The following is a 25,109-nucleotide window of genomic DNA, read 5'->3' on the forward strand; positions in this document are numbered from 1 at the left end:
TTAGAACCGATAGCGGCGCAATTGCATTTGCATGGTCTTTATTTGCTGCACTAGTGCTTCACAATTATCAACGACCTCTTTAGCGTAGTCTGTATTGGCTTGGCCTACCTGCTGGATACTGCTCACCCCTCTGTTTACATCGGCAGCAACTGAAGTTTGTCCTTCTGCCAAATTAGCGGCATCCTCGTTCAGCGCAGTGATTCTAGCGACAGCCTCTAGCGCTTGGTTTAACGACTCACCTGCGTGCTTTGTGGTTTCCACAGTCTTAAACGCGGTTTCTTTGTTTAGTTGCATTTTTTCAGAAGCAATACGGCTTCCTTGCTGTAGCCTTTCTATCATAATGCGGATCTCTTCCGTTGAAGCCTGCGTACGACTAGCTAGTGAACGCACTTCATCTGCAACCACAGCGAAGCCCCGCCCCTGTTCACCTGCTCTGGCCGCTTCAATTGCCGCGTTGAGTGCAAGCAGATTGGTTTGCTCTGCAATGTTTCTAATGACTTCCATAACGCCACTGATTTCCTCGCTGGCCTGTGCTAGTTCATTGATTACTTGCACTGATGCGTCGACGTCATTCGCTTGCGATTGGATATCTTTGATAGTTTCAGACAAAACGGTCACGCTGTTTCTTGTATCCGTATCAGCAGCACTAGCTGCGTTACTCGAACTTCTTATAGTAGTAGAAACACTTTGTGCGTTTTGCTGCATCAACGTGATCGCGTTGTCGATGGAATCGGTTTCTTGACTAAGCTTCGAAACGGTCTCCTTAGAACTCATTGCAGTAGTATTTAGCGCTTCTGATTTTGCCAACATATTATCAGTGGCTTCATCCACGCTTTGAAGTGTTTGTTGTAGTTGAGTAAGTAAACCATTGAAGGCTTTAGCCATGGTACCAAACTCGTCACTGCGGCTTGCCTCAAAGCGAAAGGTAAGATCTCCTTCACCGGTAGAAAGGTTATTAACCACACCAATAAACTCATCGAGTGGTTTTCCAACGATATATTTCACCAATAACCAAACAGTGAGTAAAATCCCCGCGCTGGCCAGCACAATTTTAAGCACTACAGTTATCACCGAACTGCTAACCATCGCTGCTTTCTCGGAAGCTGACGCAGCTAATATGATGTCATAGCCCCATTTAGAAAAAGGCACCACTTCTACAATCCAATTTTCATTCTGATTCAAGGCTTGGGTTACGTTTGCATCGGTAACATGCGATGAATGCATGCGAATGTTACCCTTTGCATCTCGTAGCGCTACGAATCCATCCTCTAAAACATGACTTTGCTTTATCGCTTGCTCTAAAACATGAAGGTCTGCAGAATATCCCACATACCATATACCTACCACTTGTCCGCTGGCGTCAAACATGGGTTCGTAACCTGTCAGATAGGGGCTACCTAGAATATCCACTGCACCATAGTAAGCTTGCTGCTGATTTATTTTCTGAATCGCTTTGCCCGACGGTGCTAATTTAGTGCCTATTGCTCGCTCACCATTTTTGATGACGTTTGTGCTCACTCGTATATAGTCATCACCGGTTTTACTGAAAAGCGTTGCTGTACCTCCCATTACGCTGGTCAACCCATCAACTAACTCAAAATCGTTTGCTTGCGGAACATTCCCTAGCCTTAGCTCTAGTGCCTGCGTTGCTTTTACATTGATGTAGTCACCCTGATTGGGAGCGCCTAAGGCTTCTCCTCGCTGCTTCAGTAGCGCCATACTGCTTTTCACTCGCTCAAGCATAATGGCGTCGGTCACAGTTAGAATGTTGACTAAGCGGTCGGCAGTGTTTTTCTTCTGCTCTTTAACAAGCTCAGAAATAGACGACGAGGTGGTGACCACAGTGATAATTGCTACAATCAGTGCGAACAAGGCAATGACTGCAGAAACCGAGAACAGAAATTTTCTTTGAATGGACATGCAACATCTCAGGTTAACAGTTAGGTAATAACTCACTCCTTTGACTTTTAATCCATACCATACACGCTTGCCTTTTCGTTTTAGCGGGCTCACGAGTTATTTTATAAATCTAGGCAATTTTTGTGTCAGTGCAAATTGCCCAAATGATTAATTTTTCAAAATTTCCGCAAAAACAAAAATAATGACTTTATTTGTGCGTTACGACACCTTTCTTGAAACCTTGTCACAATCTCAAAATGTCACTTCATATGCACTTTACCGCCCACTATTTTAAGCGCGGGAGTTCCCCGAATCATTGTATTTCTGGCAAACTGAACATTACATGATGGGCAGATCCCCTCTTCATTAGTGTAGTCTTCAACAATCCGCTCTTTAAAGCATTTCACCAAAGCTCCCTTGCCACCTTTTCGGTATTTAAGTAGTTGGAATCTACATTTGGCGCAAAAGATCTGAACGGTTTTCACCGGCCCTTTTGCATTGGGTTTTGCCATAGCGTTTTTTTCTCTCCTTAAATTGGAAATTTCACCTTTTGTTGAAGTGCGACAAATTACAAATCTTGGTTATACTTCTCAAAGGGTGATGTGCCCTTTCACAATAATGTCTCTGCAGTTTATCAACGTAGCAATTTAGCTGACAGAGAAAGGACTAAAGGTAATACCAATGAAGATAATTGCAGCCCTGTTTTTAATTTTATCGGCACCACTTTATGCGGGCACTGCTGTAATTGTAAATGCCAACAACAATTCAGGTATAGATATCGACACAGTGAAAAAGATTTACCTGGGAAAGGTGAAAGCATTTCCAGATGGCAACCGCGCCATTCCACTCACGTTCGAGCAAGGCAATGCAGCGAGAGATGCTTTTAATAACAGTGTGTTAGGAAAATCGGAATCACAATATTCTGCATTTTGGTCGAAGCTAGTTTTTACTGGTCGCGGTACACCACCTGAGATGATTGCATCGGAAGATGAAATGTTGAAATTAGTTGCGACAAATCCAAATACAATTGGATTTATCGATGAGAGCAAAGTTGACGACCAAGTAAAGGTTGTTGGCACGTTTTAAACTGCCCCCTATAAAAAGCTTATTTTAGTCACAGTGCAACACACATTTCTGCGTGTCGCACTGTGTATCTCCAAGTTAGTCTGGGTAACTGGCTAGATAATTAATATTGGCAAATGCCATTATCACGTCTTTCGCAAAGTCTACTCTAGGATGTCGCAGCGCACCTTTCTTCCATACCAAGTAAATCTCGTTTTCAGGCCCACTCTTTCCAAGTGGAATAAGTTCACCTTTGGCGATGGCTTCTTTACAAAGGTAATCCGGCAACACGGAATAGCCTATACCAGCCTTTATAATACTACTTATGGCGCGAATATCTGGGCATATTGCGGCTACAGGTGACTCGCATGGTGCATTAAACACTTCTGAAAAATATCGGCGAATAAGCGGTAGTTGCTCGTCATAGCTTACTACCTTGTGTTGATTCAATAATGACGCCGTAATCTCTTTATCGCCAATTAATTTACCTTGAACCCGGTTCATCACTAAAATTAAACGCTCTTTGTCCAACATCTGATATTCATACGTGGCGTCTGTAGGCTCAGATGCGGTGATGGCAAGTTCAGCGACGTCGTCTTCTAACAGTTGATAAGTGTTATTTTTATTACCTGTATGGATTACTAAATTTACTTTATCTGCTTGAAGTAAATTGGCCAACGCAGGGCCCGCAACAAAGCTTAAATACTCTGCTGGGCCGGCTAAGTGCAAGGTACCGTGGTCGGTAGATGCGCGACTTCGAATAGATGCTACTTTTTGTTCTAGTGTATCTATGTGACTGGCTACTTGTAGCGCTAAATCATCGGCAATTGCGGTAGGCTCAACGCCCCGAGCTTTGCGTACAAACAACTCTTTACCGACAATATGCTCCATTGCCTGAATATGTGAAGTCACTGCAGGCTGCGACATATGAAGCCGCGATGCTGCACGTGTGATGTTGCCGCTTCGATAAACTTCTACAAAGGTTTTTAACTGTGTTAGGTAAGACATGATTTTCCACCCATCAGATTTTTGATGACTCATCATAATTTATCTGACTTCTGCTTTTAAACCAATAACTCTAAGATGCACGCACTTTCAAATGCGACAGGAAATGCACATGAAAACATCATCATCAATTCTATCACTTGCCATCATCGCAGGGTTATCACAGTCAGCGTACGCTGCAGACGCTGAGTCAGCAAAAGCCAGTAAAGGCGAAGTGCTTGTTCTACTTTCAAGTGAAAATGTAATGCAGCTTGCTGAAGGAAAAACCGAACCTACCGGTTACTACCTCAACGAGTTTGGCGTGCCAGCTAAAGCGTTGGTAGATGCGGGTTACAAGCTGGTATTGGCAACACCTAAAGGTAATGCGCCAGCGGTAGATAAAAAGTCTGTTATTCCACAGTACTTTGATGGCGGCGAATCACAAATGCGAGATATTCAAACATTTGTTGCATCAATAGATGGAATTAATGACACATTGTCATTAAATGAAGTTATTGCACAAGGGCTCGATGAGTTTGAGGGTGTATTTATCCCCGGTGGGCATGCTCCGCTTATCGACTTAGCAAACAACCCTCAAGTGGGCGAGATTTTGTCTCACTTTCACAATGAAGGAAAACCCACTGCCGCAATTTGCCATGGCCCAATCGCCTTACTTTCTGGGCAATCTAACCCAAAGGCATTTGAGCTGGCATTGAAAACAGACGAGCAAGCCACATCTGACAATTGGATTTATGAAGGCTACAAAATGACAATCTTCTCTACACCAGAAGAAGAGTATTTTGAAAGCACTTTAGATGATGCAAAGCTATTATACTACCCAGCAGATGCCATGACGCAAGCGGGTGGAAATATGGAATACAAAGAAATGTGGGCGCCAAATGTAGTAGTAGACCGTGAACTTATTACTGGCCAAAACCCATTCTCTGACGAACTGCTAGCTGAGAAGCTATTACAACAGCTAAATTCACAAACTAATTAAGGGCAGGCAACACGATGCTTAATTTTACATTTAAAAATCAAACCGAAATTTTGTTCGGCAAAGGTCAACTAAGTGAAGTGTCTTCACGTTTGCCGGAACAAGCAAAAGTCCTCTTCCTGTATGGTGGCGGCTCAATTAAGAAAAATGGTATTTACGATAAAGTAAATGCCGCGCTGGAAGGCGCTGACGTTATTGAATTTCAAGGCGTCGAACCCAACCCAGAATTCGAAACATTGATGAAAGCGGTGAATGTGGCCCGTGAAAATGACGTTAACTTCATTCTTGCTGTAGGCGGCGGAAGTGTTATCGACGGCGCAAAATTTGTGGCAGCGGCAGTAAACTTTGAAGGAGACCCATGGGATATATTAATCAAAGGTGCATCTTTCGAAAATCCACTACCTATTGGCGCAGTGCTTACACTGCCTGCAACAGGCTCTGAGAGTAACGGCAACTCGGTAGTAAACAGAAAGGAAACTTCACAGAAGCGCGCGTTTTCATCGGAAACGGTACAGCCAGTATTTGCTGTACTTGACCCGGAATTCACCTATTCACTACCGCCTCGCCAAGTTTCTAACGGTGTAGTTGATGCATTTGTTCACGTAATCGAGCAGTACCTAACTTACCCAGTGAATGCGCCGCTTCAAGACCGTTTTGCAGAAGGTATTTTACAAACCTTAATCCAAGAAGGTCCAAAGGCCCTAGCAACACCTGAAGACTACGACGTACGTGCAAATGTGATGTGGTCAGCAACTATGGCACTTAATGGCCTTATTGGAAAAGGCGTACCACAAGACTGGGGTACTCACATGATTGGCCACGAACTAACGGCCTTACACGGTTTAGATCACGCCGCAACGTTAGCTATTGTGTTGCCTTCGCTTATGTTCGTGCAGCGCGACAAGAAGCAGGAAAAAATACTGCAGCTAGGCGAGCGCGTCTTCGGTATTCAAGAAGATGACAAAGAAAAAGCCATCGACTTGACCATTAAGGCTGTACAAGACTTTTTCGAAACCATGCAGGTAAAAACCCGCCTATCAGACTACGACATTGAAAAGTCTGCAATTGATGGGCTTATCGACAACTTAGAGCGCAACGGATTAACAGCGCTTGGTGAGCATGGCGATATCGACCTGGCAAAAGCCCGCGAAATTTTAACCCTCGCAGCATAAGCCTGGTTGCATATGACGCAACGCGCATATGCTTTTTCAACATTTAAGTACCCAGCATAGTCTGGGTACTTTTTATTCTTATCCTAATTAGAGAGAAATATGACTGCACTATTTGAACAGTTTTCGTTAAAAGACGTCACGCTTCGCAATCGTATTGCTGTACCTCCTATGTGCCAATATTCGGCAGAAGACGGCTTTACCAACCAGTGGCATGAAGCAAACTATCAGTCGTTCGCCCGTGGTGGCGCAGGGCTTGTAATCGTTGAAGCTACAGCGGTTTCTCCGGAAGGTCGTATTACGCCAAATTGCTTAGGCATTTGGAAAGACGATCACGTTAGTGGCCTTAAAAACATCGCAGAGCGCATCAAAAGCCAAGGCGCGGTTGCAGGTATTCAAATTGCTCATGCAGGACGAAAAGCTAGCGCTAACCGTCCTTGGGAAGGCGACGATCACATACAGCCAAGTAAAGAAAACGGTTGGCAACCTATTGGCCCATCTGCAGAAGCGTTTGGCGCGCACCTTCCGGTAACACCTACCGAAATGACTAAAGCCGATATCGAACGCGTTAAGGGTGACTTTATTAAAGGCGCCGAGCGTGCACTTGAAGCTGGGTATGAGTGGCTTGAACTTCACTTTGCTCACGGTTATCTAGCCCAAAGCTTTTTCTCGAAACACGCGAACAAGCGTACAGATGAATACGGCGGTGACGCACAAGGTCGCGGACGCTTCTTGCTTGAAACACTAAGCGCAGTGCGTGAAGCTTGGCCAGAAAACCTACCGCTAACAGTGCGTTTTGGCGTTATCGAATACGATGGTGAAGACGAGCAAACACTTAGCGAATCTATTGAGCTTATAAAACAGTTTAAAGAAATTGGTGCTGATTTTGTAAGTGTTAGCGTGGGCTTCAATACGCCCGAAGCGAACATCCCATGGGGCCCAGCGTTCCTAGCGCCTATCGCTAAACGCGTGCGCGATGAAGCTTGTATACCGGTTGCGACGGCCTGGGGGGTAGACACGCCAGAACTTGCTAACGACACTGTTGAAAAACAGCAACTTGACGTTGTGATGGTAGGCAGAATGCACCTTACTAATCCGCATTGGACGTACTATGCAGCTAAACAGTTAGGCGTTGAAAAACCATCATGGGTTATGCCTGCGCCTTACGCACATTGGTTGGAGCGTTACGCGCCATCAGATGAAAGGTAGCAAGTAGAAATAAAGGCAGCAGAGGCTTTAAGCTATGCTGCCTTTTTTGTTTGCGCTTAATTTGCTCTTATTTTGCTATTATGTAATGTTCCTTTGAGTTGGCGATGCTTTAAAAGCTTTTGAGGTTTCAAACGGATCTTTTTCCTGGCGGTGATTTGACGTAGCTTCAGCCCACCAGAGCATTTGGCTAAGCGCCCTTCCAAAATAAGCTTTCCAGCTTTCTTCTTTTTCACTGCTTGCACAACCTTCCTCATCAAACGCATCTTGTGCATGCGGCACGTGGATCATCGCAGAAACAGGCAGACACCCAAGCTCAGACAGAAAGGTTCGCATCCCAACGGCCGCGCGCATTCCGCCCCACTGCCCTGCTGAATAAGTGGCAATAACGCTGGGCTTGAAAGAATATAAAGAACTACCAAAGTGATTAAGCAAATCCGCCAACGCGGGGCTCATTGAGTGGTTATATTCAGGGCTTACCATTACATACCCATCGGCAGATTCTATTTTTTCAGCCAGCGTTGATAACGCTTCGGGCGCTTTTCCTTGCGCGTACGCAAAATGAGGCTTGAACACTTCGCCGGTTTTGTAATCTAGAGGGTCAATCAGCTCAAACTTGTGTTCAGCCATATTATCTTTGGCCCAATTCAATATGGCTTTGGCGACTCGAAGTCCAAGTCTTGCTGGTTTTGGAGGCGTGCTGTCACGTACGGTGCCGAGAAAAACTAAGAATTTCACCTCGCTTGCTCCTTTATTAGTGCATTGTGTAGCCCAGCCTAGTGTTTCTTAAAGGAGGGCACAACCATTACGCAATCAAAAAACAAAGCATAAGCTTAACAGGCTAAAACCCGTGATAAGTCACAAACTCTTCGTTGTCAGCGCGAGTTGAGCGAACGTCGTTTGCTGGAAAGTCCGGGTCTGGGTAACCGAGCGCGATACAAATCATAATGGCTTCGTCATCAGGGATATTAGCGTACTTATGTACTACTTCAGACTGCATAATACCTTGACCATTGATAACGCAACCAAGCCCTAAATCCCATGCCGCCAGTACTATACCATACGCTAAAGATCCTAAGCCAAACTGCGTTATACCAGCAGGCTCTAAAGATTTATCATACGTCAGCACCAATGAAACCGGTGCATCAAACTGCCTAAAGCCACGCATCATCCAATCCATGCGCTTTTCTTTATCCTCTCGGGATATACCCATTACATCGAACAATTGTATCGCCACATCTATTTGGCGTTGGCGATGTGTACCCTCATAGTCTTCTTTATAGGGAAAGTCTCGAACGTGAGGTTTGCCTTCTAATGTATTCTTGGTATTACCCTCGCGAATTTTATCTAAAACATCACCAGTCACCGCATGGATTTTCCACGTTTGCGTATTGTATGACGACGGCGCCCATTTCGCGGCGTTAATAATAGCGTCCACCGTTTCCTTAGTTACCGGCTGTTTAGTAAACCCTCGAACACTTTTTCTTGATGCTGCAAACTCTGCAAAATTCATACACTTCCTTAAACGCGGTTATTAGAACTATTGATTTAGAGTAAACACGAGAAGATATGTCTTCAATAGGCAGGAAAGCTTATTCAGATTGATTGTTTTTATAGATATATATAGAAGTTTGTAAACCCTTTTATAAAGCAACCCGTAGCAAAAGCATATCATGAGTCAATCACACATGATGTTTATGGACGTTTGGCTTTAAAAAAAAGCATATGAAAGGAGTTTTATAATGGCTAAGAAACCGCAATTAACTACGTCGGCAGGCGCCCCTGTAGTAAGTAACGAAACCACTAAAACGGCCGGAGAGCGTGGCCCCGCCCTTTTACAAGATTATCAGCTCATTGAAAAGTTAGCCCACCAGAACCGTGAACGCATTCCAGAGCGCGTGGTACACGCAAAAGGCTGGGGGGCACAAGGCACATTCACTGTCACACATGACATTACCGACTATACATGTGCCGACTTGTTCTCAAAGGTAGGTAAACAAACAGAAGTCCTAAGTCGCTGGTCTACAGTAGCTGGTGAATCTGGTGCCGCTGATACCGAGCGCGACGTGCGTGGCTTTAGTTTGAAATTTTACACAGAGCAAGGTAACTGGGACATGGTAGGTAATAACACCCCTATCTTCTTCATCCGCGACGGATACAAATTCCCAGATTTCATTCGCACGCAGAAACGTCATCCTAAAACTAACCTGCGTTCTCCAGAAGCCATGTTTGATTTTTGGGCTGGCCAACCAGAAAGTGTACACCAAGTCACTATTTTAATGTCAGACCGTGGTATTCCTGTATCGCCAATGCACATGAATGGTTATGGCAGCCACACCTTTAGCATGTGGAATAAAGACGGCAAACGTCACTGGGTGAAATTCCACTTCAAAACCCAACAGGGCATCAAAAACTACACTAATGAAACATCTGAAAAAATCATCGGTAGCACGCGCGAAAAATACCAAGAAGAGTTGTACAACGCTATAGACGAAGGTAACTTCCCAAAATGGACCATGTATATTCAGGCTATGCCTGAAGAAGAAGCTGGCCAGCAAAGCTATAACCCATTTGACCTAACTAAAGTTTGGCCACACGATGATTACCCGCTTATTGAAGTAGGCGAACTGGAGATGAACAGAAACCCAGAGAACTACTTCCAGTTGGTTGAAAACGCAGCTTTTAGCCCGTCGAATGTCGTGCCTGGTATTGGTTTCAGCCCAGACAAAATGCTTCAAGCCCGTATTTTTTCATATGCTGATGCACACAGGTACCGCTTAGGCACGCACTACGAGGCTCTACCGGCTAATGCGCCAAAAAACAGTAAAGTGAATCACTATCACAAAGACGGCGCCATGCGATTCTTTACCAACGACTTTGGCAATCCAGACGCTTACTATGAGCCCAATCAATATGAAGGGCCAGTGGCAGATTTTTCAGTGAAAGAGCCGCCGCTTCGTATTGATGGCGATGCCGACAGATATCATCAAGATGATGTTGATGTCGATTACGTGCAGCCGCGCAAGCTGTACGAAATGTTCTCTGACGATCAAAAAGAACGGTTATACAAAAACTACGCTGCTGCGATGGGCCCATGCTCTGATAGCGTAAAAGAACGCTGGTACGCCGTGTTAGAAAAGGTTCATCCAGACTACGCCGCAGGTGTTCGCAATGCGGTTGAAAGCCTAGATACTGACGTAAACACTGTACCCATTACAGAGAACACCCCTATCGAAGATAGTTAAACGAGCTTGTTATTGTTTAACACTCTTACCTGGTTGGTATCTATTGCAGGTACCAACTGGGTAATTTAGTTATTAAAGATGACGAATTTTTAACTTATCTCCCCTCTTGCTTACATATGCAGCATTCGACTTTTCTTAACAAATCAACGGCATTCAACTTTAGAACAAAAGTTTATTCACAGATTTGCGAGAATAAAAATTGTGGCTTACGTTTAGGGTATCTAATCGTTCACTGCACTGTGTATGTCGTTATTCAAAAAGTCTAAAACTGAACAAAATACCCCGCGTTTGGCGCCGTGGAAAATTGCCATTATTGATGATGAAGAAGGCGTTCATGAGGTTACCAAACTCACACTACGCAAATTCCATTTTGAGAAGCGTGGCGTAGAGTTTCTATCTGCTCATAGTGGCGAAGAAGGTTTAGCGCTATTCAAAGCTAACCCTGATATTGCGCTTTCGTTTGTTGACGTAGTGATGGAAACCGACGACGCTGGATTGAAACTGGTAGATGCTATTCGCAACGAACTACAAAACCACGTTACTCGACTAATACTGCGAACAGGCCAGCCCGGGCAAGCGCCTGAAGAGGATGTTATTAGACGGTATGACATCAATGACTATAAAGCCAAGACGGAGCTTTCTTCATTAAAGTTAAAGTCATGCGTTTATACCGCTATTCGCTCTTATCGTGATATACAAACCATAGAGCAAGGTAAGCGTGGTATGGAAGATGTATTAAAATCATCTTCCTCTGTACTGGCAAGCCAGTCGCTAGCTCAATTCGGTACTGCGGTACTCAAACAAACGCTTACCCTCCTCAATTTAAACAACTCTGTGTTATACCTGTCTACCCAGCATACCGATCTGTATGGCGATACGAGCATGACAGTACTGGGAGCGAGCGGAGACCTCGTTGGTTTATGTGAACCAGGTATCTCAACACGTATACCAGAAGACATTGAAGAAGAGGTTAAACAGGTACTGGCGAATAAATCGCACTACCAAAGCGATACCGTATTTATCGGCTATTACCCCACAGGTGAAGACAGCCACAATATTTTGTACGTAAAGTTAGACCAACCTTTAGATGCAATGCAAAGAAAAACACTGGAAATGTTTGCATCCAATGTAGCGGTTATTTTCCAGAATCTCACGCAAAAAGAAGATATACAAAAAACACAGAAAGAACTCATCATGGTGCTAAGCGACGCTATCGAGATGCGTAGCAAGGAAACCGGTGGCCACGTTAGACGCGTTATATTAATGACAGAGTTTCTAGCAGAAAAGCTGCACATGAGCAGAGAGTTCATAGATACCATTCGCTACTCTGCAGCCCTTCACGATGTGGGCAAAATCAGCATACCAGAATCTATCTTACACAAACCTGGAAAGCTTGACCCCGATGAATGGGAAATCATGAAAACCCACGCGCAAAAGGGCTATGAACTGCTTGCCGACTCTGATCGCATTGTTGCCAAAATGGGCGCTATTATTGCCAAAACACACCATGAAAGGTGGGACGGTAAAGGCTACCCTGACGGGCTTGCAGGAGACAACATCCCCGTTGAAGGCCGTATTATGGCTATTGTTGACGTAGTCGATGCCCTGCTTTCTAAACGGTGTTACAAACCTGCATGGAGCGTTGATGAGGTAAAAGCTTACCTTCAAGAAAATGCGGGTAAACAATTCGACCCGCTAATCACCCATATAATGCTAGAGCACTTCGATAGAATACTTGAGATCCGTGCCACAGAACCGGACGAAGATGAATGAAAGAAAACCTAGAGTTAATTTTACTACGCGTTAGTCAAAGCCCAGACATTGATAAAGGTGAACTAGACGTTGCGTCTAGGCTAATTATCAACTCTGTGTGTGAAGGCTTGGAAATTACTCGAGCAGGTATTTGGTTATATGATGAAAACCAAACTCTAGTGCAGTGCACATTGCTTATAGACAAAGGCAATGATCTTGATAACGAGAGTTTAGTGCTAACTCGAAGGGATTTTCCGCATTACTTTGAAGCGCTTGATTCAGGTAGGACAATCGCCGCTCACGACGCGCTCACCGATGTTGCGACATTTGAATTTGCCGAAGTATATCTTACGCCTCTGGGCATAAGCTCTATGCTGGATGTCCCTATTCGCCACCGCGGTAAGATGATAGGAATAATTTGCTGTGAACACCAAGGTAAGGCTCGTGAATGGCTTGACGATGAAATGGTATTTGCGGCTTCGCTTGCCGATCTTTACGGGCGAGCGGTAAGCGCTAACGAACGAGCTGACTATGAGCAACAGCTTATAGAAGCTAACCAAAATCTTGAGCAAAAAGTCATAGATCGCACTGCCGAACTTGAGGCTGCGCAAGAAAAACTTGTTGAATCAGAAAAAATGGCTGCCCTGGGTAACCTTGTCGCCGGTATTGCACACGAAGTTAATACACCGTTAGGTATTGCGCTTACCTCGGTAAGTAACTGCAAAGAAGAACTCAAAGAGATTTATCGAGATTTCGAAAATGGTGAACTAACAGAAGAAGGTTTTAAAGATTTTGAAGCGATTTGCACTGAGGGGTTAACGTTAGCTGAAACAAGCCTGATGCGGGCCGCGAACCTAGTTCAAGACTTTAAGCGAACCTCTGCCGACCAAACATCGCTGGAAATTGAAGAAATCGCGCTGGATGAATACATACCGCGGGTTTGTAATCCATTAAAGCCCATGCTACGCAAGGAGCAAATAGAGCTTAGTATAGATGTTACACCTGATTTAGTTATCACTACCTGCCCTGGCATTATCGCCCAGTTGCTTACGAATTTGATATCGAACGCGCAACGTCATGCTTTTGGCCCATCAGTAAATAATGGGGTGAATAAAGTTGCCGTAAGCTGTAGCCAAAACGACAAGGGCGTTGTGGTAAGCGTTCAAGATAACGGAAAAGGCATTCCTGAAGAATTTCATAAAAAGGTGTTTGAGCCCTTTTATACAACCGCTCGCGATAAAGGCGGCACGGGTTTGGGCCTAAATATATTGTACAATCTTGTTCGCCAAAAATTTAATGGCGAAATTGATTTAGTATCGTCGCCTGGTGAAGGAACCACGGTAGCAGTTTGTATACCTGTCGAGAGTTAGTGCAGTTACCGCCCTATCGCTCATTTTTTTTGTTTAAATTGACGCAACAAGCGCGACATAGGTGAAATGTCGCGCTTACGACAGACCTAAAGCCTCGCAATAGGCAAGCTGAGCATAAAAACATAATAAGGCTTTTCGTAATGCAACTTTCACAATGGCGTAGCTCAGGCCAATTCGTAAACGTTGATGATCAGCAAATTTTCTACACTACCCAAGGCGAAGGCCCCGTGCTGTTGTTAATTCATGGATATCCTACCGCAAGCTTTGACTGGGTTAAATTATGGCCTGCACTTACTCAGAAATTTCACTGTGTAACACTCGATATGCTGGGGTTTGGTTTTAGCACCAAAGCGCCCAAAAAATACAAAATAAAAGAACAAGCCGCGGTCATAGAAGCCTTAATGGAGCATCTTCAAATTATGCATGCTCACGTGCTGTCTCACGATTACGGTGATACTGTTGCGCAGGAGTTAATAGCCCGACAGTTAGACGGCAACCTTGCGTTTCGTATGCAGTCGCTGCATTTGCTAAATGGCGGCCTTTTTCCTGAAACCCATCAAGCATTACCGATTCAAAAGCTTCTACTTTCCCCTATTGGCGGGCTGCTTATTCCTTTTTTAAGCAAAAACGCAATTAGAAAAAGCACGCACAATATTTTTGGCCCAAATACGCCTCCTGCAGACCAAGACATTGATGATTTTTGGGCGCTTATAACTGAAAACAATGGCCACAAATACATGCACTTGCTTTTGGACTATATGAAACAGCGCAAGCAATACAGAGAGCGTTGGGTAGGTGCCCTTCAAAATGCTGACGTGCCGGTTCGACTAACCGCAGGCATGGCAGACCCAATTTCTGGTGCGCATATGGTAGAAAGATATAGAGAACTTATACCCAATGCTGACGTAGTTGAACTTGCTGATATAGGGCATTATCCGCAGATCGAACGTGCAGAATTGGTTTCAGAGTCGATTATTGGGTTTATTAGCAGCCCTCCACTTTGAAAAACAAATGAACGGATTAATAAAGTATATCCTTATTGGCTGATAATTCGCTATCGCGAATAAATATATTACTTTTCTTAAATTCATCGATACGCCCTTCAATAACAGATGCATCTTCAGTAAGGCGCTCTTTGACTCTGTACAAGCGCCCCTTGTAAAGAGCTTCTGCAAGGTGGTACTTTTTTTTCGGAATTTCCCTCTAGAATGAAAAGTAGCCTGGTACTTTTTCTGTCAACGTATAGTGAAATGCACAATAGAAATCAGTACCAGCATTTCTCCTAAAAGCCTGATAATTTGAAAATGCTTCTTCTTTAAGACCAGAAGGTGAATAATACAAATTAAACTGCCACTCATTTGGTTTCGAATAGACAGAAAACTGAAGGTCCGCTCCTTGTTTTAAGAGGACTAGCCAAAATGTAATACCCAATGCCCCCCTCACGCCATAGCTGCCACTAAAATTACAATTATCTAATGACAGCTTTACGAACATTTCAGCCCCGCAGAGCCACTGCCTCAAAATGACAAGGCGTAGCCCTCAGGGGTTAGACTTTTGTGCCATCAGTGTATTTTAGCTTTAACGATTTCGATGTAATTGGCTGCACTGACTCAACCGTTATTTAATCTCAAAAGCTTGGTTAATGGTGTCTAGCGGCAAAGCATAACTCGGCTTCTTGCCCCCAAAGTCAATTAACATTGAATCTAACATTACACCGGCATCAATAAAATAAACAGTCAATGTGTGTTTACCTGGTTTATCGACAAGCTGCTTTATGGACGCACTGGCTTGGTTTCTTAATACATTTTGCTTCCATGTATCACTCCGACCTTGCGTACGGAAATCCAATATCTCAGGTTTGTTATCGTCGATAGCAATAGCAACGCGAACGCCACGCCCTTCATACATCGGATGGGTGGGTACAACATAGACGCTAATTTCTGCTAAACCGTGATTAAAGGTAAAGAAATCGTATTCCAGTGCGGGCCCTTTGAGGGACAAAGGTTTTACAGACGCCGAGTCAGCAGTAACGGGAACGGCTTGCATAACACTTCCACTGTAACCCAGACCGTTAATTTTCTGCCAACGACGGTTTGAAACGTTTGTTTGACGCTGAAATGTAGCTGCATTTAACACCACATACCCCAAGTCTTCGACAAAACCATCAAAGGTCTTCAACGCGGGTAAATCAGGATTAAACACATTTAAACTAATATCAGTCTGAAAACCTTCAGTCGCAAAAACTAGCTTGCCTGGCACTTTAAATGAAGGAGGGATGAGTTGGTGATCATGCCCTAGCGGCGGCTCTTTCAAGGCTTCGCCAGTAGGCACTTTATCCCACTCGATATCAACCCAAACACGCTCATGAGGATTAGCTTTACTTAATGTCCCCTTGGTCTTAGACAGTGAAATCCAAGGCTGTTGAGGCGAAATAGTCCACTCACTCGCTTTATCGCCATTCAAATAAATATCAATAAAACGTGGCTTGCGACTAAAAGCGTTAAACACAGGTAAGGTGCGGGCATGGCTATTGGTGATATGCGAATTAGCCGGCATATCAAAGCCTTCTAACACAAAACCTACAGACTGCTTCTGCTCGCGATGAGGCTGCGCTGAAGAAGGCATATCAAACACAGGCAAGTAGCGCGGAGACGCCGACATGATATGCTTCCACTTACCATTTGCTACCTCGGTATTGTAGTAACGGGTAATGTCTTGGATGGTTTGATAACTTGATGCCATTTGTTCCGCATACCAGTTAGTATCACCTCGACCTTGGGCTGCGGCAAAGGCATTTTTATAGTGATAAAGCCATTTCAGGCTCATATTCCCAGCAGCAACAATGGGGTAATAAGCCAACTGGTAAAACGCATCTTGGCGGGTTTTATCGATTTGCGGTTGTAAGGTTTCCACTTCCTTGATCAAAGCCTGCCACTGGGTGATAAGTGTGCTCACTTCATCACCGTAATGAGTTTGTGTTAGTTCGCTGGGCTGAGGCAATGACACAGGCTCAACATGGCTCCATGCCATAAACTCAGGACGGCGTTGATACACCAAGTGAAAATACTGCTTGAACATAGCGACCAATTTGGCCGATGCTTGTGCCGATAGATCACGAGCAAAATACCTCGCCATTTGCGTGTAAACATCATCTGCAGAGTTAAAGTGGTCTCGCTGCCACGCAATGTCCATAAACAATTCGGTATTGTATTCGTGAGGCTTGATATCTCCGACATTCAACACCCATTGTTCTCTGGCGTTGAGATCCCACGCTTTAGTAATTTCTTGCCACATTAAAATAGGATTAGTCGAATTTAACCACAGGTAATCATGAGGGCGCCCCCAGTAAGACGTGTGATAATAAATTCCCGCCCCACCTGCGCGTTTTTGTTCTTCAGGGCTGCTGAGTTGACGCAGGTAACCATAATTATCATCGGTCCACATTAACGTGATGTCATCGGGTACTTCGAGGCCGTTTTGATAGTACGTTAATACTTCTTTGTAAGGCACAAAAGCTTGCGGAATGGCATCGGCTTCTTCGCCGGTGATGGATGACAACAACTCTCTTTGATCAGTGATCACCTTATCGAGCAGCGCCACTTGGTCAGCCATAGAACTGTCGCGCATGATCATTGGCGAGTCGTGCTCACCACGCATTGCGACGGTATAAATGCTTTCGAAGTCTTGGGTTTCCTCAATACGCTTGCTAAAAAACTGCTTTACCGCTGCAGCATTAGTGTCGTAGCGATATTGCCCCATAGTCTGTTTATTCCACTCACCATTGATGTTCGACAACATGGGCTCTGCATGGGAGGTGCCAACTACAATGCCGTAATCATCGGCGACTTGCTTGTTCTCGGGTATTTGATAAAACGGCGTGGTGGTTTTGTGCATGGCAGGCCAAATAGTATTGGCGCGCAAACGCAGTAAAAGCTCAAATACGCGGGCGTAAGTTTTTGGCCCTATATCGCCGATTTCCGGCTCATAGTATTTTGCCGCCCAAATCTGTAAGCCCCAATCTTCGTCATTGAGGAAGATACCACGGTACTTCACACTCGGTGATGAAGATGCGCATGCTTTTACATCAACAGACAAAGGGAACTGCATAGCGGGCGTGACATCGGCCCACCATTCCCACGGAGACACGCCAAGCTGACGTGACAATGACAGTAAACCATAGGCAGTACCGCGTCGGTCACTGCCCACAATAACTAACGCCGGTTTATCGCCAAGAACGGCAATAGGCTTCAACCAAATTTGATAGCGTTCCCACTGACCTTGAATTGAAGATGGATCAATGTCGTCTTGCTCGATCAACTGATCGATCAAGGCGCTCTGACCTAAGGTTCCCGCAATAATTGCTGTGTGAGGAACCGAATTAAAATGTGACGCGAGTAACAACTTGTGGCCGCTTATCGCCGCCACATCACCAGCTAGCATACCCGCAGCTTTGTGTACTACTGTTGCATCTGACTCATCAACAAAGAGCGTGGCTACGCCTTTTTCCCCAACCAAAGAAAAAGGCGCGGCCCCACTTTGCACACTCAGGCCAACACTACATAATATTACGATCACCCACTTTTTGGGTTTCCACCACACTGCCACTGCGCTTACTCCTTGCAGAAAATACTATTAACGAGATTGAATATACGATACCGCGCTAATTACACCACGCAATTCAGCCAAGCCCTTCAAGCGACCAAGATAAGAATAGCCGGGTTTAATACCGTCTTTGCCTTGCTCATCTGCCAATAAATGCCCGTGGTCAGGGCGCATTGGTATTTTGCACTGAAAGTCTTTTTCACAACGCAGTAGTGCTTGAATCAAGCCAACCATGTCATTGTCACCGTCGAGGTGAGCCGACTCGTAAAACGACCCATCTTCTTCGCGTTTAACATTGCGCAAATGCACAAAGTAAATGCGATTGCCGAATGTATTCACCATTTGCACCAAGTCGTTGTCGCCTCGGGCACCGTATGAACCTGCACACATGGTTAGCCCATTTGCTTCACTGGGTACGGCATTCAACAAGCGTTGTGCGTCATCTTGAGTTGAGACAACACGAGGTAAACCAAATAAAGAGAACGGTGGATCATCAGGGTGAATACACAGTTTCACACCCGCTTCTTCGGCAACGGGAACCACTTCTGCAAGAAACGCAAACAAGTTGTTACGCAAGCCGTCTTCACCAAGGTCGATGAAAGATTGAATGGTGGCTTTGATACTGGCGCGATCATAAGACCCTTCACCACCCGGCAAGCCGGCAATAATATTCTGCTCAAGCAAGGCTTTTTCTTCTTCAGACATAACATCTAAGCGCGCTTTAGCTTTGGCGAGTAAACTTTCTGGATAATCCTTTTCTGCCCCTTCCCGTTGCATGATGTACACGTCGTACGCCGCAAAGTCTGAGTATTCAAAACGAAGGGCGTAAGTTTTATCGGGCAATTGATAGTTGAGGTTAGTACGTGTCCAATCCACCACTGGCATAAAGTTATAGCAAACCGTGGTCACACCGGCGGCGCCAACATTGCGAAGAGAAGTCTTGTAGTTCTCTATCATACGAGCGTAATCACCAGTGCGGCTTTTAATATCGTTGTGAACAGGAATACTCTCAATCACGTCCCAGGCTAAGCCTGCTTCTTCGATCATGGTTTTACGCGCTTTAACGCGGTCAAGTTCCCAGGCTTCGCCAGTCGCAACATCGTGCAATGACGTGACTATCCCGGTCGCGCCGGCCTGTTTAATTTTTTCTAGGGTAATGGTGTCATCAGGACCAAACCATCTCCACGTTTCAATCATAAATAGTTACTCTTATAAAAGTTATAATGCCTGTTCGATAATTTCCCAGAGCGCGCCTTGGGTGTGATAATCACACTTCGCGCCAGCCAGGCTTTTCTCGTTGCTGTAAGGCTTGTTGTCCGCCGTGAGTACGCGGTACCAACTACCGTATGTGTGGTCAATCATGGCGTTCCAGCAATACGCCCAAATTTTTTCGTACCATTGCCAATAAGCTTCATTGCCCGTTGCTTTCGCTAACAACGCTGCCGCAGCTAACGACTCGGCTTGTACCCAGAAATATTTGTCACTGTCGCAAATTTCGCCGTCTGGAGCATGGCCGTAAAAAATACCGCCGTTTTCCTCGTCCCAACACAGTGACAAGGCACTATCAAATAGGGCTTGCGCTCTTTCCACCATCCAGCTTTCGGGCTGATGGCGATGTAAAATTAACAGTAATTTAGTCCACTCCGTTTGGTGACCGGGTTGGAAGCCCCACGGACGATACAGATTTTTGGGGTCGTCTTTGTTGTACTCCCAGTCAATCGACATATCAGCATGATAGTGTTCCCAAATAAGACCTTGAGTCTGTGCTGCTTTGTCTACCGCAAAGGTTTTTGCCAGTGTATAAGCACGTGTTAAGAACGCCTCGTCTTGGGTTGCATCAAAGGCAATTAATAGAGCTTCACAGCAATGCATATTGGCATTCTGGCCGCGATACGTACCTAGCGTTGACCAATCTGGTGAGGCTTCATCGGCATAGCAACCATCTGACTCTTGCCAAAATCGCTCATTGAGTATGTCCCACGCTTGATACAAAGGCGCCTCAGCCTGTTTAAAGCCTGTTTTCACACAGGTCGCAAGCGCAAGGATCACAAAAGCTAGTCCGTAAGCATGGTTGGTTTGGTCCACTGGTGTATTAGCATCTAAAAACCAGTTGTACGCTTGTCGATCTGCATCCCAATGCCAAGTGAGCAAGTACGCCAAACCGTGTTCAACGCATTTGAGATCTTCTTCACGTTGAAAATGCTGATAGGCTTTGCAGTAGTTGAAGATCATCCGAGTAGAGCTGACCAGATGCTTTTTACCGAGGTCGAATACGTCACCATTGTCGTAATAGTTTTGGTGAAACCCACCGTTCACTTCATCCAACACGTTCGGCGCGTAAAACGCCAGTATGTCTTGAATATGTGACGTTAATGCTTGTTTGTTTTTACAATCCAACATAACCCAACTCTCTATTGTTCATTTGGCAGCTTACTGCCTTTTTGTGCATACCAAGTGACAAACCCATAGCTAGCCAAGGGCACGATAAAGCTCATCTGAATACTCAGGGTGTCGGCTACAACGCCTTGGATAACGGGCAAAATCGCACCGCCGACAATAGCCAAACACAACAGGCCCGCACCTTCGGCCGTCGCGCCGCCTAAACCACGAATCCCTAGTGAGAAAATAGTCGGGAACATGATGGAGTTACACAGACCAATTAATACCACGGCCCACATGGCGACACTGCCACTGGCTGACATAACAACCACTAGTAAAACAATAGCTGCAAGTGCGTTAAATGTGAGCGCAGAAGATGCTTTGATGTACTGCATGATGTAAGCACCAGCGAAACGCCCGACCATAGCAGCGCCCCAATAAAGCCCTAAATAACTCGCCGCATCTTTATGAGTAAGGCCAGCGATATCATCGCTACTTAAAAAGTTAATCAAAAAACTGCCGATCGACACTTCAGCACCGACATACAAAAATATCGCCACGGCCCCCAAGACAAGATGACGATGAGCCGTGAGCTTTTTCACAGCCTCTCCTTGCAGGCTTGCAGGTTGCTCGGCCTCTGCGGCAATTTTAGGTAGTGGGAAGCGCTTAAATGCAATCGCCACCACAACCAGAGCAAATGCAATCAACAAGTAAGGAATTTGTACCGACTCTGGATTAGCAGGCCCGTCGAGCTGACTCGCCCCAATGATTAACGCACCACCAAAGAAGGGGGCCACAGTGTGCCCCACCGAGTTCAAGCCTTGACAAAAATTCAGTCGACTTGATGCGCTTTTTTCATCACCCAGCGCTGCTACATAGGGGTTTGCCGTCACTTGTAATATCGTAATTCCGCTGGCGAGAACAAATAGCCCCCCTAAGAAAAACACATACAACTTCACTTCTGCAGCGGGGTAAAACAACACACACCCCACCGCTGTGGTTAATAAACCCGCGATAATGCCGGCTTTAAAGCCCAAACGACTAATTAACTTGCCGGCAGGCAGAGAAATAAGGAAGTAAGCGCCGAAAAAAGCAAATTGCACCAACATGGCTTGGGTGTAATTCAATGAAAACGCACTTTTAAGGTGAGGGATCAAGACATCATTCAAGCTTGTCAGAAAGCCCCAGAAAAAAAACAACGCACTCATCGCTAATAATGGCGAATGAGACTTCACTATTGAGGCTTGTGTTTTACTTACTGTATTCATTGGTCACCTTTATGTTCACAATTAGGTAGCATCACATATTTTTGGTAAGGCCACCTTACAAAGGGTAATTGAAGACCATCAACATTGCAACAAAGGGGTTAAACAAAACAAAAAATAAATACAAAACACTGTATTAATAGGATTTTTTAGTATCATCAATCACGCAGCGTCCAGCAACAACAGCGTTATCTTCAACATAATCGAATGAGTTAATTAGGTTTACAGAGTGTAACTTTCGTTTATTTTTTGTAAAATTTTAGTTGTTAAAACCATTTTCTTTTGATTATACTAATCCGGCCTTACCAATTATTCATAAGACTGGGAGAGACAGCATGAAAAACCGATTTGAGGCCCAACGCAAACTCACACCGTTAGCCACTGCATTAGCATTGGCATTACCGATTACGGTGCTCGCGCAAGAAACAAACTTACAAGATCCTGAAGTGATAGAAGTTAAAGGGATTCGTTCTAGTGTTACAAAAGCATTGTCGATGAAGCGTTATGAAGTAGGTGTTTCTGACGCCATTTCTGCCGACGACATTTCAAGCTTTCCGGATGAGAATATCGCCGAATCGATTCAACGTATTGCCGGTATTCAAATTCAGCGTTCTAACGGACGCGGTGCGTTGATCAGTATTCGAGGTCTAGGCCCCGAATACGCGGCAACAACCCTGAACGGTCAAGCGTTCGCCAGCGCTCAGTTTGACGGTGGCTTCCGCTTTGATATTGTGCAATCCGAACTCGCTTCAGAAATTCAAGTTTTCAAAACTCCCAGTGCATCTATGGATGAAGGTGGTCTGTCTGGTGCGGTTAACATAGGCACAGCCAAGCCACTCAACTATTCAGAGCGAAAAATGCTAGCGAAAGTAGAAGCAAACTACTCAGAAGATCGCAGCAGTACTACGCCTGGAGCAAGTTTTACCTATATTGACCAGTTTAATGACAACCTAGGTGTATTGCTAAACTTCGGTTATCAAGAACTCGATACCCGTTATGATCTCATGTACAGCCAGCGATTTGCTGATGTTGATGCAGACGGTGATGGTGAAAGTGATTATGCAGAAAATGGTATTCCGCTAGAGCGCACAAACCGCCCTCGTTTGCGCCGTGAAGACGGCAACACCCAACGCTACTTGCTGAACACCGCGATTCAATATGTTGCCAGTGACACCCTCGAATTTGGCCTGACAGGTATTCTTGCCCAAGACGAACGTAAGATATACTTCCAACAGTTGGTGCCGCTATTTAGTGGTGGTGATCCAGAGCCAGCGCTGACGTTTTTAGGTCAAACAGACAACACCGTTGACCAGATTCTTGCTGAAAACATCCGCGTTGAAGCGAACCACACCCGTCAAACTGAAGAACGCACCAGCTACGCAGTAACTGGTACTTCTGATTGGTTGATTTCAGACAAGCTCAAAATGAACAGTGCACTGCATTATACCGCTGGTAGTATTGATATTGTTGAACGCGCAATCGTATTGGGTATTCGTTCTGACCTTGAAGTCGACATGGATTCCAATAACCCTGTGTTCACGTCTAACGGGCTGAACCCAGTATCAGAACCGAACTCATGGGCGTTGGACAACCTGTTCCGTAATGACATTTCAGGTAAAGTGCAAACCTACGACACTGACGAACTCGCTGCGCAGGTTGATTTCAACTATTACCTTGAAAGCGATTTCTTTAAAGCCGTGAAATTTGGTGCCAAACATCGCAGACAAACGCTAGATACTGAAAGTACACGTTATGACCGCAACTTCCGCGACGACGATATTTATACTGCGCCCTTCCCAACTGTGGCAGAAGCCAGTTATACCGTTAAAAACTTTACTGGTGGTGAATTCTCTGGCTTGAACTTGAACTATGTATTGCCCGATGTTGACGCTTATCTAAAAGCCTTTGATGACTCAGGTTTGACCATTGAGCCTAACTTCCAAGAAGCAGGGTTCTTCCAAATCGATCGCAACATTACTAACCTTTACGCCCAGCTCGACTTCGGCAACGACTACCTGCGCGGTAACATTGGTATGCGTTACGCAAAAACCGACCGTACGGTAGACACCGTGACCTATGACGGCGGTATTCAAGTTACTACTGGCGCATTCACAGACATCGGTGGCGACTCTGCCGAGCCGTCATCAAACAGCTTTGATTACGACAACTGGTTACCCAGCCTAAACCTAGCGTATGATTTAACCGATGACATCGTAATTCGTGCAGCTGCGGGTAAAGTGCTAGTACGCCCAATTATTGGTGAAACCGCGAGCTTCGGCCGCGAGATTGCAACCCAAGATAATGGCACTGATATTATTGTGAATGTATCAGAAGGCTCTTTCGACCTTCCTGCATTAACCGCAAATCAGTATGACTTGAGTGCTGAATGGTACTTCAATGAATCAAGCGCGTTGACCTTGGCTTACTTTAGAAAAGACGTGAAGAACCAAGTTATTTCAGAAGCGGTATGTCCAGGTGATTTCCAGTTGGCGGATGTGTCTTTTGACTCAGCTACCGGTGAATGTCGCGGTACAGACGGCTACATTTATAACATCACTCGTAACCGCGCTACCGACGGCGTATTGAAGATCAACGGTATTGAGCTTGCGTACAACCAGTCGTTTGACTTCCTACCTGCACCATTTAACGGCTTGGGTATGATTGCCAACTATACCTTGCTAGACGCAGATAACCCACAAGAAGAGCAACCGCTACTTGGTTCATCAGAGCGCACAGCTAACCTTATTGGTTACTATGAAAACGGTGGTTTCGCCATTCGTATCGCGATGAACTATCGCAGCGAATACTCATTGAATGACGGTTCTAAAACGGGCGAAAACTACGGAGATAGTAGTGCGCTTGTGCCTAACCCTGGCAGCCTACTCGACGCCAGAAAGCAAGTGGATATTTCTATGTCTTACGAGTTTGAAAACGGCGTAAAAGTGTCGCTAGAAGGGATTAACGTGAACGGCGATTACGAGCGTGGAACTCGTTTCGAGAAGGCACGTTTGCAGTCTATCGCGACCTTTGGTTCGACCTACTTCATGGGTGTGACCTACAGCTTCTAATTGCTGTGTTTAGGTGGTTACCTTTTTAGGTAACCACTATTTTTATTTGGTCATGTAAATTGACCACCTGAGCAGTAACACGCTAAAGTGTAAGTATTAACAGGTTCTGAT

General features: G+C 45.1%; 19 protein-coding genes. 9 read left to right on the forward strand and 10 right to left on the reverse strand.

The window, feature by feature from the left end; genetic code table 11:
* Both ACXAGK_RS16155 and ACXAGK_RS16160 read right to left on the reverse strand, forming a co-directional pair.
* Positions 1–1,920 carry a methyl-accepting chemotaxis protein gene (locus tag ACXAGK_RS16155; RefSeq protein ID WP_474857008.1) on the reverse strand — a complete coding sequence of 640 codons (1,920 nt, stop codon included), beginning with the start codon at positions 1,918–1,920 and terminating at the stop codon, positions 1–3.
* A gap of 239 nt (positions 1,921–2,159) precedes the next feature.
* Positions 2,160–2,411, reverse strand: a complete 252-nt coding sequence (locus ACXAGK_RS16160) for a hypothetical protein (RefSeq protein WP_474806145.1) — start codon at positions 2,409–2,411, stop codon at positions 2,160–2,162.
* A 169-nt stretch (positions 2,412–2,580) separates the two neighbouring features.
* On the opposite strand from ACXAGK_RS16160, the gene ACXAGK_RS16165 reads away from it, so the two are divergent.
* Positions 2,581–2,985 carry a type 2 periplasmic-binding domain-containing protein gene (locus tag ACXAGK_RS16165; RefSeq protein ID WP_474806144.1) on the forward strand — a complete coding sequence of 135 codons (405 nt, stop codon included), beginning with the start codon at positions 2,581–2,583 and terminating at the stop codon, positions 2,983–2,985.
* A gap of 75 nt (positions 2,986–3,060) precedes the next feature.
* Here ACXAGK_RS16165 and ACXAGK_RS16170 read toward each other — a convergent pair whose 3' ends face one another.
* Positions 3,061–3,969, reverse strand: coding sequence for a LysR family transcriptional regulator (locus ACXAGK_RS16170; RefSeq protein ID WP_474857009.1), 909 nt, complete (start codon positions 3,967–3,969; stop codon positions 3,061–3,063).
* Positions 3,970–4,078: 109 nt separating this feature from the next.
* On the opposite strand from ACXAGK_RS16170, the gene ACXAGK_RS16175 reads away from it, so the two are divergent.
* From ACXAGK_RS16175 to ACXAGK_RS16185, 3 genes are all read left to right on the forward strand, one after another.
* Positions 4,079–4,945, forward strand: a complete 867-nt coding sequence (locus tag ACXAGK_RS16175; protein WP_474857010.1) for a type 1 glutamine amidotransferase domain-containing protein — start codon at positions 4,079–4,081, stop codon at positions 4,943–4,945.
* Between the two features lie 14 nt (positions 4,946–4,959).
* Positions 4,960–6,114: an iron-containing alcohol dehydrogenase gene (locus ACXAGK_RS16180; protein WP_269918120.1), complete on the forward strand. Its 1,155-nt coding sequence runs from the start codon at positions 4,960–4,962 to the stop codon at positions 6,112–6,114.
* 99 nt (positions 6,115–6,213) lie between these two features.
* Positions 6,214–7,320 carry an NADH:flavin oxidoreductase/NADH oxidase gene (locus tag ACXAGK_RS16185; protein WP_474857011.1) on the forward strand — a complete coding sequence of 369 codons (1,107 nt, stop codon included), beginning with the start codon at positions 6,214–6,216 and terminating at the stop codon, positions 7,318–7,320.
* A 78-nt stretch (positions 7,321–7,398) separates the two neighbouring features.
* Here ACXAGK_RS16185 and ACXAGK_RS16190 read toward each other — a convergent pair whose 3' ends face one another.
* Positions 7,399–8,055 (reverse strand): NADPH-dependent FMN reductase, encoded by a 657-nt coding sequence (locus tag ACXAGK_RS16190; protein WP_474857012.1) that lies wholly within the window; start codon positions 8,053–8,055, stop codon positions 7,399–7,401.
* Positions 8,056–8,158: 103 nt separating this feature from the next.
* The gene (locus ACXAGK_RS16195) at positions 8,159–8,830 is read right to left on the reverse strand and encodes a nitroreductase (RefSeq protein ID WP_474857013.1); all 672 of its coding nucleotides are present in this window, start codon (positions 8,828–8,830) and stop codon (positions 8,159–8,161) included.
* 229 nt (positions 8,831–9,059) lie between these two features.
* On the opposite strand from ACXAGK_RS16195, the gene ACXAGK_RS16200 reads away from it, so the two are divergent.
* The 4 genes from ACXAGK_RS16200 to ACXAGK_RS16215 all read left to right on the forward strand — a co-directional run bounded on the left by ACXAGK_RS16200 (position 9,060) and on the right by ACXAGK_RS16215 (position 14,688).
* Positions 9,060–10,562 (forward strand): catalase, encoded by a 1,503-nt coding sequence (locus ACXAGK_RS16200; RefSeq protein ID WP_474857014.1) that lies wholly within the window; start codon positions 9,060–9,062, stop codon positions 10,560–10,562.
* Between the two features lie 243 nt (positions 10,563–10,805).
* The gene (locus tag ACXAGK_RS16205) at positions 10,806–12,335 is read left to right on the forward strand and encodes a DUF3369 domain-containing protein (RefSeq protein ID WP_474857015.1); all 1,530 of its coding nucleotides are present in this window, start codon (positions 10,806–10,808) and stop codon (positions 12,333–12,335) included.
* Positions 12,332–13,684: a sensor histidine kinase gene (locus ACXAGK_RS16210; protein ID WP_474857016.1), complete on the forward strand. Its 1,353-nt coding sequence runs from the start codon at positions 12,332–12,334 to the stop codon at positions 13,682–13,684. Before ACXAGK_RS16205 ends, ACXAGK_RS16210 begins: the two co-directional genes overlap by 4 nt.
* A gap of 140 nt (positions 13,685–13,824) precedes the next feature.
* Complete coding sequence (locus ACXAGK_RS16215) at positions 13,825–14,688, forward strand: alpha/beta fold hydrolase (RefSeq protein ID WP_474857017.1); 864 nt, start codon at positions 13,825–13,827, stop codon at positions 14,686–14,688.
* A 16-nt stretch (positions 14,689–14,704) separates the two neighbouring features.
* Here the strand turns inward: ACXAGK_RS16215 and ACXAGK_RS16220 are convergent, their stop codons facing one another.
* The 5 genes from ACXAGK_RS16220 to ACXAGK_RS16240 form a co-directional block, all read right to left on the reverse strand.
* Entirely contained in the window at positions 14,705–14,833 is a 129-nt protein-coding gene (locus ACXAGK_RS16220) for a hypothetical protein (RefSeq protein ID WP_474857018.1), read from the reverse strand.
* Between the two features lie 468 nt (positions 14,834–15,301).
* Positions 15,302–18,289 carry a glycosyl hydrolase 115 family protein gene (locus ACXAGK_RS16225; protein WP_474857019.1) on the reverse strand — a complete coding sequence of 996 codons (2,988 nt, stop codon included), beginning with the start codon at positions 18,287–18,289 and terminating at the stop codon, positions 15,302–15,304.
* Between the two features lie 27 nt (positions 18,290–18,316).
* Positions 18,317–19,483 carry a mannonate dehydratase gene (gene uxuA, locus ACXAGK_RS16230; protein WP_474857020.1) on the reverse strand — a complete coding sequence of 389 codons (1,167 nt, stop codon included), beginning with the start codon at positions 19,481–19,483 and terminating at the stop codon, positions 18,317–18,319.
* Positions 19,484–19,504: 21 nt separating this feature from the next.
* Positions 19,505–20,686 carry an AGE family epimerase/isomerase gene (locus tag ACXAGK_RS16235; RefSeq protein ID WP_474857021.1) on the reverse strand — a complete coding sequence of 394 codons (1,182 nt, stop codon included), beginning with the start codon at positions 20,684–20,686 and terminating at the stop codon, positions 19,505–19,507.
* Between the two features lie 11 nt (positions 20,687–20,697).
* Entirely contained in the window at positions 20,698–21,933 is a 1,236-nt protein-coding gene (locus tag ACXAGK_RS16240; protein ID WP_474857022.1) for a sugar MFS transporter, read from the reverse strand.
* A 332-nt stretch (positions 21,934–22,265) separates the two neighbouring features.
* Here ACXAGK_RS16240 and ACXAGK_RS16245 point away from each other — a divergent pair, with 332 nt between their 5' ends.
* Positions 22,266–24,998, forward strand: a complete 2,733-nt coding sequence (locus ACXAGK_RS16245; RefSeq protein WP_474857023.1) for a TonB-dependent receptor — start codon at positions 22,266–22,268, stop codon at positions 24,996–24,998.
* Positions 24,999–25,109: the final 111 nt, after the last annotated feature.

The sequence above is a fragment of the Alteromonas sp. ABM1_013 genome, from assembly GCF_056160505.1.